Source organism: Sulfitobacter sp. SBS6 (assembly GCF_048285585.1).
GTDB lineage: Bacteria > Pseudomonadota > Alphaproteobacteria > Rhodobacterales > Rhodobacteraceae > Sulfitobacter > Sulfitobacter pontiacus.
In genome coordinates this window covers 1-12,620 of record NZ_JBLWBA010000003.1, presented here as the reverse complement: position 1 = coordinate 12,620, position 12,620 = coordinate 1, and the positions used below count along the sequence as shown (strand labels likewise).

Here is a 12,620-nt window from a genome sequence, read left to right as displayed (position 1 = left end):
GATGATGACGATGATCGCTAGAACAACACGAACACGGGCAATTGCCCTCGCCACGGTCTCTTCGCTTGCCCTTGGCTCGGCGGCGGGCGCGCAGGAGGATGCGGGTTTCAGAATCGCTATCGACGGTCAGGCAGTCGCGGGGGACCCGCGTCTGTCCACGCCCCGGGCGCGTGCCGACCGACAGCTGGAGCGGGCGAAGCTGCGTGTGCAGTTCGACGGGCTCGAAGTGCGCCCACGCCTTGCCGTGCTGATTACCAACGCAGCGCCGCCGCGCGCGGGCGATACGCTGACGGTGCGCAGCGAAATGAACTATCCCGCCTATGTCGAGCGCGGTGAAATCCGCATCATCGACGTGGCCGCGCGGGGGGGCGAACGGGTTCTGGCCACCGCGCCCATTACCGCCAATGGCAAGGCGAGCCTGCGGGTGCCAGAGGGCGAGGCGCTGGTGATGACCTACCGCGTCTATGACGCCAACGGCCGCTTTGACGAAACGCGGCCCCTGCCGCTTGCATCCGCAACGGCCGCCGAAGGCGATTTTGCGGATGAGGAACGCGGCGTCGATCTCGGCGGCATCCGGCGCATTCCGGTCTATGGCGGGGCAGTGACCGTGTCCGGCAGCGGCGTACGCCAAGGCGCCTTCATCGATACGCTGGGCGAGCGGGTGCGCCCCGACGCAAGCGGCAACTTTGTGATGCAGCGCATTTTGCCCGCTGGCGATCAGGCGGTGGCCGTGCAGGTCAGCGGCGCAGGTGAGAACACCTACATTGAACGTGACATTCTGATCCCGCGCGCGGAGTGGTTCTCGACCGCCATTGTAGATCTGACCTATGGACGGCGGTTTGATGATGCGGATGGCACGCTTGACCGCAGCTACAGCTACGGACGCATCGCGGGCTATGCAAAGGGCAAGACGCAATCGGGCTGGGTGCTGACCGGCTCTATCGATACGGGCGAGGATGATCTTTCGGACCTGTTTCGCGATCTCGACGAGAAAGATCCGCAGGACGTGCTGATCCGACTGGCGCGCGAGAACGCCTATCCCACTTACGGCGATGACAGCACCTTCGAGGAAGGCGCGCCGACCGATGGCAAATTCTACCTGCGCGCGGAACGGAACGGTAGCCACATCATGTGGGGTAACTATGTCGCCAGCGTAGGTGGCGGGTACTACCTTCGCAACGAACGCACGCTGTACGGCGCGCAAGGGCTTTACCGCAGCCCTAAGACGACCTCGCGCGGGCAATCGCGGCTGACGCTCGAAGCCTATGCCGCCAACCCCGAGCAGCTGCCGGGGCGAGACAGTTTCCTAGGCACCGGCGGGTCGGTCTATTTCCTACAACGTCAGGATATTGCCGTCGATAGCGAGGTGGTTAGCGTCGACATCCGCGATCGCGACACGGGACGGGTGGTCGAAAGCCGTAGTCTCGTGGCGGGGCGCGATTACCGCGTCAATTACCTGCAAGGCTCGGTGGTCCTGAACGCGCCGCTGAACGGCAGCGTGGGGCAGGGGACGGTGGTTACAGATCCCGGCGGGGCCTATGACGTAGTGCTCGTGGTGAACTACGAATATACACCCGTGGCGGGCGATGTGGACGGTATGAGCTATGGCGGTCGTGCGCATGGATGGATCACAGATAACCTTCGGATGGGCTATACCGGGCTCGTTGAGCAGACAGACATTGCAGATCAGACTGCGCAATCGGTGGACTTGCTGTGGGAGTTGAGCGAACGCAGTTTCCTTAGCCTCGAATATGCCGAAACCGAAGGGCCGGGCTTTGCCTCGAGCTTTTCGACCGATGGCGGGCTGATCATCGACAACCGCCCCACAGCGGGCGTAGCGGATGGCACCGGCGAAGGTTACGCCGCGCGGATGCAGCTTGATTTCGCCGATGTGGGTTTGCAGACGCCCGGCACGTTCGCCGCCTACTACGAAACACGTGATCAGGGGTTTTCGACGCTTGACTATCAGACCACAGCTGACGAAGAGCTGTGGGGCATTTCGTTCAGCGCGGAGCCGTCGGAGCGGCTGACGTACCGCTTCTATTTCGACAGTTTTGAGAATGACGACGGTCGCCGCAAGCGCGAGGGCGGTGCCGAACTGAGCTATGTCGTCTCCAAGCGGGTAAAACTAGATTTCGGGATTGAGCATCTGACACGCGAGGACCCATTGAGCGCGACTAACAAGACCGGTAGCCGAACCGATGCCGCGGTCCGCGCGACGCTTGTAGAGAACGCAGATTTTTCGTGGTATGTCTTTGGTCAGACCACGCTGGGGCGCTCAGGCGAGCTTGAAAAAAATGACAGGCTAGGCGCAGGGCTAAGTTACGGCTTTGCCGAGAACTGGACATTCACCGGTGAGCTGTCGGACGGTTCGCTCGGCGTCGCAGGGGCGGCGCAGTTGGAATACAGCTCCGGTGAATACGACAGTGTATATCTGGGTTATCGTCTGGACCCTGGCCGGGAGATCACCGGTGCCACGCCGACGGGGCGCGACCGGGGTCAGTATGTCGCCGGCGGCAAACGACGACTACACCAAGACGTCGATATCTATGCCGAAAATACTTATGATCTTTTTGGCTCCTACCGCGCGTTGACAAGCACCTATGGAGTTGAATATCGCTCCACAGACGCTCTGACGCTGTCTGCCAGCTACGATTTCGGTACTGTAGAAAATATCGACGGAGATCTCGACCGAAAGGCACTCTCGCTCGGCGCGCGCTACACTGATGAGGGTGCGCTGAGTTGGAGGGCTCGCGCGGAATTCCGCCGCGACCGGGGCGATAGCCTTGACACAAGCCGCGATCAGGATGCGTTTTTGTTCGTAGGCAGCGCACGTTATGACCTTACCGAGGCGCATAGGCTCGTCTTCTCGATCGATTATGCGGATATTGACGCTGAAAGTGGTTCTTTTGTGTCGGGCAAATATATAGATACGCAGGTTGGCTACGCATATCGGCCAATACTCCACGATCGGCTGAACCTTCTGTTCAAGTATCGCTACCTGAAGGACACCGTCGGCCAAGAGATCGATGGAGGTGACGGGCGTGGTCCACGGCAAATTAGTCATATCCTGTCGCTCGATGCCGACTACGATTATAACACCTCGTGGACAATCGGCGGCAAGGTCGGTGGACGCTGGGGGCAATCCGCGCCCGACGATACTATCGCATTAGCGGACAACGACGCTTTCCTTGGGGTATTAAACGCGCGTTACCATCTTACCCATAAATGGGATCTGCTGATTGAAGGTCGGCACCTTGAGGCGCAAGATGCAGGATTAGCAGAAACTTCTTTCGTTGGCGCGATCTACCGACATCTTGGATCAAACGTAAAGCTAGGCCTTGGCTACAATAGTGGTAGCTTCTCTGACGACCTAAGCGATCTGACCTACGACGATGAAGGAGTGTTTCTGAACTTCATCGCTAAGTTTTGATGCACGCAGATCGGATTTGGCTGCGGTTCAAACCCACGGCTAGGCCCGCTTGGATCAGTTGTCCAACTATCGACAATGGCCGCTGACTTTACTACTTCGTGATGCCGCAAAGTTTGGTGCCGCAGCTGAAGGTACCGTTCCAATGTCACCCAGTTGAACCGAAAGCACTTCACCGGCGGCAAGCTCTTGGAGGGCGGCGGTGGCTATTATCTTCATACCGCTGCTTAAGTGTGGCCAATTTTATGATGAGTGCATCAGTGAATACAGCGTTGCGATAACTCTTAAATATAAGCGTAGTATACGGTTCGCGGCTACGACATATTGATGATAGCCGAGAGTAACTCCCAGCACTATAGATTAATTAACATAATCCTAATTATAGGGGCATTTTTTGTCCGTTTCTGTAGAACAAACCTCTCTCCCCGGCGTCGTCGTCATCACCCCTGCGCGCTTCGGCGATCACCGGGGATTTTTCTCGGAGAGCTACAGCGCCAAAGCCCTCGCCCGGCACGGGATTACAACCCAATTCGTGCAAGACAATCACTCCCTATCAATGACTGAGGGTACCATTCGCGGGCTGCATTTTCAGGCTCCGCCCCACGCGCAAGACAAGCTGGTACGCTGCGGGCGCGGTGCGCTTTTTGACGTGGCGGTTGATATCCGCAAAGGGTCGCCGACCTATGGGCAGTGGTTCGGGGTCGAGCTGAGCTTCGAGAACGGCAAGCAATTGCTGGTGCCGGCGGGCTTCGCGCATGGGTTTGTGACACGCGCGCCAGAGACCGAAATTATCTACAAATGTTCGGATTATTATGCGCAGGAGACCGAAGGTGCCGTCGCTTGGGACGATTCTGCGGTCGGAATTGACTGGGGTTTGGGAGATATGATGCCGGTTTTGTCGGACAAGGACGCAAATGCGCCCTCTTTGGCTGACCTTAACAGTCCATTCACATTTGAGGGTCTATAAATGAAGCTATTGGTAACAGGCGGCGCGGGATTTATTGGCTCGGCTGTAGTGCGGCTGGCGATTGCCCAAGGGCATAGTGTGGTGAATCTTGACGCGCTGACCTATGCGGCCTGTCTTGATAACGTGGCGAGCGTGGCGGACAGCCCGCTTTATGCGTTCGAGTATGCGGATATTTGTGATCGGGAAGCGTTGGACAGGATTTTTGATACACATCAGCCTGACGCGGTTATGCATCTCGCGGCCGAGAGTCATGTGGACCGTTCCATCGACGGGCCGGGGGCGTTTATTCAGACCAATGTCACCGGCACCTATACGTTGCTCGAGGCCGCGCGCGCCTATTGGCAAGGGGCTGGCAAGCCCGATGGTTTCCGATTTCACCATATCTCAACTGATGAGGTTTATGGCTCGCTCGGGCCGACGGGGCAGTTCACCGAAGATACGCCTTATGACCCGCGCAGCCCTTACTCTGCTTCAAAAGCGGCTAGCGACCACTTGGTGCGCGCGTGGGGCGAGACCTATGGCCTGCCGATAGTGCTTACAAATTGCAGCAATAACTATGGCCCCTACCACTTCCCCGAAAAACTGGTGCCCGTCGTCATCCTCAAAGCGCTCGCCGGAGAGCCCATTCCGGTCTACGGTGATGGCGCTAACGTACGTGACTGGCTGTTTGTCGAAGACCACGCCGATGCGCTGCTGACCGTACTCAGCAAGGGGAAATTGGGCCGCAGCTACAATATCGGGGGTGAAAACGAGGTCAGCAATATTGAGCTGGTCAAGATGATCTGCACCCTGCTGGACGACCGCCACCCCGAAGGCGCGCCGCATGCGGATCTGATCACCTTCGTCGCCGACCGCCCCGGCCATGACCAGCGCTATGCCATCGACCCGACACGTATCCGGACAGAGCTTGGCTGGTGCCCCTCGGTCACGGTGGAAGAAGGGCTGGCCCGCACCGTGGATTGGTATCTTGAGAATAAGGATTGGTGGCGCGCGCTGCAAAATCGCCAGGGCGTTGGCGAGCGATTGGGCAAGGCATGAAGATCCTCGTCTTCGGTCACAGCGGTCAGGTCGCCACGGAACTGCGCGCGCTGGACGGCGATGACGTCCAGATCACCGCCCTCGTCCGCGCCGACGCGGACTTAACCGACCCCGCCGCCTGCGCCGCGGCGATCAATGCCCATGCACCTGACGCTGTGATCAACGCCGCCGCCTACACCGCCGTAGATAAGGCCGAAAGCGATGCGGAAACGGCGCAGATTATCAACGCCGATGCCCCCGCCGCCATGGCCCGCGCCTGCGCCGTGCACGACATCCCTTTCGTCTCTATCTCGACCGATTACGTGTTTTCAGGCGCGGGCTACACGCCGTGGGTGCCCGCCGACCCTACCGATCCGCGAAGCGTCTACGGCCGCACCAAACGTGACGGAGAGGTCGAAATTGTAAAGGCAGGCGGGCGCTACGCCGTGTTGCGCACCTCTTGGGTTGTGTCGGCCCATGGCAATAATTTTGTCAAAACCATGTTGCGCCTTGGGGCGGAACGCGAAGCATTAACCATCGTTGCTGACCAGATCGGCGGCCCTACCGGCGCTGCTGAGATCGCACCGGCCTGTATAAAGATCGCTAAAACTCTCGTGTCTGAGCCTGAAAAATCCGGCATATACCACTTCTCGGGCGTGCCCGACACGAGCTGGGCGGATTTTGCACGCGCGATTTTCGACGCCGCCAAGATCCCCTGCGCTGTCACCGATATCCCGTCGTCCGACTACCCTACCCCCGCAAAGCGTCCGCTGAACTCTCGGCTGGACTGTAGCGCGACCGAAACAGCCTTTGGCATTTCCCGCCCCGATTGGCACGAAAGCCTCACCCATATTTTGCTCAAACTTGATTTTCCCAAGGACTGATTTCCCATGACCCAGACGCCCAAACGCAAAGGTATAATCCTCGCCGGCGGCTCCGGCACGCGGCTTTATCCAATCACGATTGCCGTGTCGAAACAGCTGCTGCCGATCTATGATAAGCCGATGATTTACTATCCGTTAAGCGTGCTGATGCTGGGCGGTATCCGGGACATACTGATCATCACCACGCCTCAAGACGCTGACCAATTCAAGCGGGCTTTAGGAGACGGCAGCCAATGGGGCATTTCGCTGAGCTATGTCACGCAGCCCAGCCCCAATGGACTGGCTCAGGCCTACATCTTGGCGGAAGAGTTTCTCGACAAAGCGCCGTCCGCGATGGTGCTTGGCGATAACATCTTCTTCGGCCACGGCCTGCCCGAGATCCTCGCCCAAGCCGATGCACAAACCACCGGCGGCACTGTCTTCGGCTACCGCGTGTCCGACCCGGAACGCTATGGCGTGGTGGATTTTGACGAGAATGGCCAGGCTCGTCAGATTATCGAGAAACCCAAAGTGCCGCCGTCGAATTATGCAGTAACGGGGCTGTATTTTTTGGACAACACTGCGAGCAAGCGCGCCAAGACGGTCAAACCATCGGCGCGGGGAGAGTTGGAGATCACGACGCTGCTCGAGACATATTTGTATGACGGATCGCTGAACGTTCAGCGCATGGGGCGTGGGTATGCTTGGCTGGACACCGGGACGCACGGGAGCCTACTGGATGCAGGGAACTTTGTGCGAACTCTGGAGACACGTCAGGGGCTGCAGACGGGGAGCCCTGAAGAAATTGCGTTTGGTCTAGGTTGGATCGACGCAGACGCCTTATCAAAGCGGGCCAAACTATTTGAAAAAAACGAATATGGTGTTTATTTAAGTAACCTAAATAGTTCGTTGAGATAGCCATCAGCCCCAAAGTGTTTCGCGCGCGAAACAAATTACTTTTATCGTATTGGACACTAACGTGAGAAAAGTTTTCATTACTGGCACTGCCGGTTTCATCGGTTTCCACCTTGCACAACTTCTGCTTGACGAAGGGTTCCGCATTCATGGCTTTGATGGCATGACGGATTACTATGACGTTAAGCTGAAGCAGCGTCGGCATCAGATGTTGATGCAGAATCCGAATTTCTCAATGACCGAAGGAATGCTTGAGGACGATGGTCTGATCACGCGAGTCACCGATGACTTTGCGCCAGATGCGATTGTCCACCTCGCGGGTCAGGCGGGCGTTCGCTATTCTCTCGAGAATCCGCGTGCCTATCTCGACAGCAACCTTGTCGGTACATTCAACGTGATGGAAGCCGCACGACGCTTGAAGGTCGACCACTTGCTAATGGCTTCGACCTCCTCGGTCTATGGTGCCAATGAAGCCATGCCTTTTGCCGAGGCGGATAAGGCTGATACTGCCCTCACCTTCTATGCCGCGACGAAAAAGGCGAATGAGTCGATGGCACATTCCTATGCGCATCTGTGGGATCTACCAACGACAATGTTCCGCTTCTTCACCGTCTACGGTCCCTTCGGACGCCCGGATCTGGCGCTGTTCAAATTCGTCGACGCGATCCTCGATGGGCGCCCCATCGATATCTACAACCACGGCGATATGTACCGCGACTTTACCTATGTAACCGATCTGGTCCGCGGCATCCGTCTGTTGATCGATACGCCCCCTGTCCGCCCCGATAACCGCGAGGTGCCCGAGGGCGACAGCCTGTCCCCCGTGGCCCCCTACCGTATCGTGAACATCGGGAATTCTGACAAAGTGCGCTTGCTCGATTTCGTAGAAGCGATCGAGGAAGAGCTTGGTCAAAAGGCCATCCGTAACTACATGCCAATGCAGATGGGCGATGTGCCCGCGACTTGGGCGAATGCGGAACTGCTAAAGACCCTTACGGGTTACAAACCACAGACCGATATCAAGGATGGTATTCGGGAATTTGTAGCTTGGTTCCGCGACTATTACGCCAAGTAGTTTTTTGGACTAGGAGTTTGCGATGCCGACCTTAAATGATGCTCCCATTGCCGTGATCGGCTTGGGATATGTTGGCCTGCCCTTGGCGGTCGAATTTGGCAAGAATCGCAAAGTCGTCGGCTTTGATATAAACACCGCACGCATCGCCGAACTGCGGGCTGGCAAGGACAGTACGCTTGAGGTGGATGCTGCGGAGATGGCCGACGCCGAGCATCTCTCGTATACTGACCAGCTGGATGATATTAAGGAATGTACTACATTTATCGTTACCGTACCGACGCCAATCGATGAACATAAACGCCCCGATCTGACCCCCCTACTCAAAGCATCTGAAACGATCGGCAAAGTTCTAAAACGCGGCGATATCGTGATTTATGAATCCACGGTTTATCCCGGAGCCACCGAAGAAGACTGTGTACCCGTGCTGGAGAAAACCTCCGGTCTGACTTTCAACCAAGACTTCTTCGCCGGTTATTCACCCGAGCGGATCAACCCGGCGGACAAAACCCGCCGCCTGCCCAATATTGTAAAAGTTACCTCCGGATCCACCCCTAAAATTGCCGATAAGGTTGATGCGCTCTATGCCTCGATCATCACTGCGGGTACGCACAAAGCGCCGTCCATCAAGGTCGCAGAAGCCGCGAAAGTAATTGAAAACACCCAACGCGATGTAAACATCGCGCTGGTTAACGAGCTCGCCCTGATCTTTAACAAGCTCGACATCGACACCCAAGATGTGCTCGACGCGGCAGGCACCAAATGGAACTTCCTTCCCTTCCGGCCCGGCCTCGTCGGCGGTCACTGCATAGGCGTAGACCCCTACTATCTGACGCAAAAAGCTCAATCCGTCGGCTACCACCCCGAAGTCGTCCTCGCCGGGCGCCGCATCAACGACGGCATGGGTTGCTACATCGTTGGCCGCACAGTCCGCGAAATGATCGCTCGTGATATACCGGTAAAAGGTTCGCGAGCCTTGGTTATGGGGCTAGCGTTCAAGGAGAACTGCCCGGACCTACGGAATACACGCGTGATTGATATTATCCTTGAACTTGAAGTATATGGTATTGAGGTCGACGTGTATGATCCGTGGGTTGATGTGGCTGAAGCGAAGCGCGAATATGGCGTAAAGCTAATCGAAACAACGGATGACGAGGTGTATGACGCGGTAATTGTGGCAGTTGCCCATGAGGTATTCGGTCAGGGTGATACTATACGTAGAAATAAAAAAAGTGAATCGGTCGTTTTCGACGTTAAGGGCATACTGCCACGAAGCGAAATGGCTCTAAGACTTTGATATACTATTGATTATCACCGCTTACGTCCAGGTAATCTGTTCATATCCGTAGCGATGAAGTGGTACCAGTTTTTAGGACAGGATGTGTGTCGTCATACAAAATGGGATATTAGAGCGGCTTGAACATTGGAGGCTCGGGTTCGGTTGCGTGATTGATTATGCGGCTTGTTTTTGATTTTGCAAGCGGCGCTGTCGGATCGTCAGTTTCTTTATCTTCTCACTTTCTATCAGAATAGCTTTGTCCCGTTCAAAGTAGACGTCGGCGGGGTGACGTTCTTCAGGCTCTCTTGGTAGCGCTGTTTGTTGTAGTAGTCGACGATGGCCCGGATCTGTCGCTCGAGATCACCGGGCAGGTAGTAATTTGCCGGCAGAACACGGTTCTTGATGGTCTGGTGCCAGCGCTCCACTGCCCGGCAGGGTACTGCGTAGCAGTGAACGAGAGGCGATTTCGCCCTGGGTTTGTAGGTGGAATGGTGCTCCGCGAACGTGGTCCATTTTCTGATCGGTCAGCCACGTGGCCAGATCGCCAGATATATAGCAGAAGCCGTTGTCGCTGAGCAGACGGGGTTTGTGTCGGACCACGGCTTGGTCGCAGCTCTTGCCTGAAGCGCCAGCGCGATCGTGCTGGTCACATCCTCGGCCCGCATGTTCGTGCAGAGCTTTCAGGCGACGATGTAGCGGCTGTAGTCGTCGAGGATGGTGGACAGGTAATACAAACACCAGCCAATGATCTTGAGGTAGGTAAAGTCAGTCTGCCCCGTCCGGTTGATGGCGGTGGTCTTGTCCGTGAACTCATCGGCGGCCTTGATCACCACATAGTCAGGCGCAGTAATCAGATCAGCGGCTTTCAGGATGCGGTAAACCGATGATTCAGAGACAAAATATCGTTTCTCATCTGTTGATTGTCACTGAGAACTGACCCGGCATTTTCACCGAGACTTGACCCACCCAGTTGTTATGTTCTTTGCTTTATGATGGCGTCAATGCCGCTTTCTCCTTTCGTTTTTGTTTGGCTGTCGTCGAGCTGGCCTTGAACCGATAGCTGTCGTTGCCGGTCTCGAGAATGTGGCAACGATGTGTGAGGCGGTCGAGGAGCGCGGTGGTCATCTTGGCATCACCGAACACGCTGGCCCATTCGCTAAAGCTCAGGTTGGTTGTGATAACGACGCTGGTGCGCTCGTAGAGTTTACTCAGAAGGTGGAACAGCAACGCGCCACCGGAAGCGCTGAACGGCAGATATCCGAGCTCATCGAGGATCACCAAATCAGCTTTCACCAGCACCTCTGCGATCTTTCCTGCCTTGCCTTGGGCCTTTTCCTGCTCCAACGCATTGACCAACTCGACCGTGGAGAAGAAGCGCACACGCTTGCGATGATGCTCGATTGCTTGAATGCCGAGGGCGGTAGCGACATGTGATTTTCCCGTTCCAGGGCCCCCGATCAGCACTACATTCTCAGCCGCCTCCATGAACTCGCATCGGTGAAGTTGGCGGACCAAAGCTTCACGGACTTCGCTGGCACCAAAGTCGAAGCCAGAGATGTCTTTGTATGCCGGAAAGCGTGCTGCCTTCATGTGGTAGGCGATGGAGCGCACCTCACGTTCAGCTATTTCGGCCTTAAGCAGCTGCGACAACATGGGGATCGCTGCATCGAAAGCGGGCGATCCCTGCTCATGCAGGTCCTGCACGGCCTGTGCCATGCCCGGCATCTTCAGGCTGCGCATCATAATGACGATGGCAGCGCCGGCGGGATCATGACGCATGACGTGTTCCTCCTGTAGTGCGTAGCCCGTCATATCGTGCGACATTGGCCTCGGGCTCTTTATTCAAAGAAAGGGCCGCAGGCGGGGTCACATCGGGCTGGTCTACCGGTGCGCCATCCACCAGCCTGTGAAGTAGGTTCAAGACATGGGTTTTTGTTGGCACGCCCGCATCCAGCGCCATTTCCACCGCGCAAAGCACGGCCTGTTCGTCATGGTGGAGCACCAAGGACAGGACGTCGTCCATCTCGCGGTCACCACCTGGCCTACGCAACATATGATCCTGCAGCTTCCGGAACCCTTCTGGCATCTCAACGAAGGGCGCCCCGTTGCGCAGCGCGCCGGGTTTGCGTTGAACCACCGCCAGATAATGGTGCCAGTCATAAATAACGCGCCCTGGCTGACGGTGTGAGCGTTCAATAATGCGCTCATGCGTGCAGACCACATGGCCTTCGGCGACGATGACCAGCCGTTCAGGATAGATGCGGAGACTGACAGGGCGGTTCGCAAAGCTGGCAGGCACTGAGTAGCGATTACGGTCGAATGCTATCAGACAAGTGGGGGATACCCGCTTGCTCTGCTCGACAAAGCCGTCAAACATTTTGGGCAGTGGCATCAGCGCGGCCTTCTCGGCGTCCCAGACATCCGCAATATTGCCAGGCAATCTGCCATGCGGTGTCTCGGTCCACAGAAGCTTGCAGCGCTCCTCCAGCCATTCATTCAGCGCATTGAGGTTCGGAAAGGCGGGCATGAGTTGCCAAAGCCGTCGTGCTGCAGGCACGCGTTTGGCGTGATGGCGGGCGTCGCGCACATTCTTCTCAACCTGACCTTTCTCCCACCCTGCCGCGGGATTGCAGAACTCAGGGTCAAAGACATAATGGCTGGTCATCGCAAGGAACCGTGCGTTTACATCGCGCTTCTTTCCGACGCCAATCCGGTCGACGGCTGTCTTCATGTTGTCATAGACGCCACGCCCCGGAACACCCTCAAACATCCGAAAGCCATGCCAGTGGGCATCGAACAGCATCTCATGCGTTTGCAGCCGATAGGCCCGGACCAGAAATGCGCGGCTGTGTGACAGCTTGATATGGGCGACCTGAAGCTTGAGGCGCTCGCCCCCGACATAGGCCCAGTCCTCGCTCCAATCGAATTGGAACGCCTCGCCTGGCTGAAAGACCAACGGCACGAAAACACCACGGTCAGTCGTATGTTGAGCACGCTGTCGTTCGCCCTTCCAGTTCCGCACGAAGGCCGCGACACGCTCATATGAACCATCAAAACCGAGCTGAACCAGATCCGCA

The 12,620-nt window shown here is 56.8% G+C and carries 9 protein-coding genes and 1 pseudogene; 7 read left to right on the top strand and 3 right to left on the bottom strand.

Annotated features, from left to right (window positions below):
- The first annotated feature begins 10 nt into the window (after positions 1–10).
- The 7 genes from ACNQ62_RS00955 to tviB all read left to right on the top strand — a co-directional run bounded on the left by ACNQ62_RS00955 (position 11) and on the right by tviB (position 9,561).
- Positions 11–3,433, top strand: a complete 3,423-nt coding sequence (locus tag ACNQ62_RS00955) for a hypothetical protein (RefSeq protein WP_418093971.1) — start codon at positions 11–13, stop codon at positions 3,431–3,433.
- A 391-nt stretch (positions 3,434–3,824) separates the two neighbouring features.
- Positions 3,825–4,397 carry a dTDP-4-dehydrorhamnose 3,5-epimerase gene (gene rfbC / locus ACNQ62_RS00950; RefSeq protein WP_418093970.1) on the top strand — a complete coding sequence of 191 codons (573 nt, stop codon included), beginning with the start codon at positions 3,825–3,827 and terminating at the stop codon, positions 4,395–4,397.
- Positions 4,398–5,435: a dTDP-glucose 4,6-dehydratase gene (gene rfbB / locus ACNQ62_RS00945; protein ID WP_418093969.1), complete on the top strand. Its 1,038-nt coding sequence runs from the start codon at positions 4,398–4,400 to the stop codon at positions 5,433–5,435. It begins immediately after the preceding gene.
- Positions 5,432–6,298 carry a dTDP-4-dehydrorhamnose reductase gene (rfbD, locus tag ACNQ62_RS00940; RefSeq protein WP_418093968.1) on the top strand — a complete coding sequence of 289 codons (867 nt, stop codon included), beginning with the start codon at positions 5,432–5,434 and terminating at the stop codon, positions 6,296–6,298. Before rfbB ends, rfbD begins: the two co-directional genes overlap by 4 nt.
- 6 nt (positions 6,299–6,304) lie before the next feature.
- The gene (gene rfbA, locus ACNQ62_RS00935; RefSeq protein WP_418093967.1) at positions 6,305–7,195 is read left to right on the top strand and encodes a glucose-1-phosphate thymidylyltransferase RfbA; all 891 of its coding nucleotides are present in this window, start codon (positions 6,305–6,307) and stop codon (positions 7,193–7,195) included.
- Between the two features lie 61 nt (positions 7,196–7,256).
- The gene (locus ACNQ62_RS00930; protein WP_418093966.1) at positions 7,257–8,267 is read left to right on the top strand and encodes an NAD-dependent epimerase/dehydratase family protein; all 1,011 of its coding nucleotides are present in this window, start codon (positions 7,257–7,259) and stop codon (positions 8,265–8,267) included.
- Positions 8,268–8,289: 22 nt separating this feature from the next.
- Entirely contained in the window at positions 8,290–9,561 is a 1,272-nt protein-coding gene (tviB, locus tag ACNQ62_RS00925; protein ID WP_418093965.1) for a Vi polysaccharide biosynthesis UDP-N-acetylglucosamine C-6 dehydrogenase TviB, read from the top strand.
- 156 nt (positions 9,562–9,717) lie between these two features.
- Here tviB and ACNQ62_RS00920 read toward each other — a convergent pair.
- The 3 genes and pseudogenes from ACNQ62_RS00920 to istA form a co-directional block, all read right to left on the bottom strand.
- Positions 9,718–10,460 (bottom strand): annotated as a pseudogene (locus ACNQ62_RS00920) (transposase); the annotation flags it as partial.
- 70 nt (positions 10,461–10,530) lie between these two features.
- Positions 10,531–11,322, bottom strand: a complete 792-nt coding sequence (gene istB / locus ACNQ62_RS00915) for an IS21-like element helper ATPase IstB (protein WP_168592911.1) — start codon at positions 11,320–11,322, stop codon at positions 10,531–10,533.
- Positions 11,312–12,620: IS21 family transposase (istA, locus tag ACNQ62_RS00910; protein ID WP_418093964.1), on the bottom strand; the 1,309-nt coding region annotated here is incomplete at its 5' end. The genes istA and istB, both read right to left, overlap by 11 nt.

Bases quoted from the DNA above. Each gene is read 5' to 3' on its own strand.
- ACNQ62_RS00955 (WP_418093971.1), top strand. From the start codon at position 11: ATGATCGCTAGAACAACACGAACACGGGCAATTGCCCTCGCCACGGTC.
- rfbB (WP_418093969.1), top strand. From the start codon at position 4,398: ATGAAGCTATTGGTAACAGGCGGCGCGGGATTTATTGGCTCGGCTGTA.
- rfbD (WP_418093968.1), top strand. From the start codon at position 5,432: ATGAAGATCCTCGTCTTCGGTCACAGCGGTCAGGTCGCCACGGAACTG.
- rfbA (WP_418093967.1), top strand. From the start codon at position 6,305: ATGACCCAGACGCCCAAACGCAAAGGTATAATCCTCGCCGGCGGCTCC.
- tviB (WP_418093965.1), top strand. From the start codon at position 8,290: ATGCCGACCTTAAATGATGCTCCCATTGCCGTGATCGGCTTGGGATAT.
- istB (WP_168592911.1), bottom strand. From the start codon at position 11,322: ATGCGTCATGATCCCGCCGGCGCTGCCATCGTCATTATGATGCGCAGC.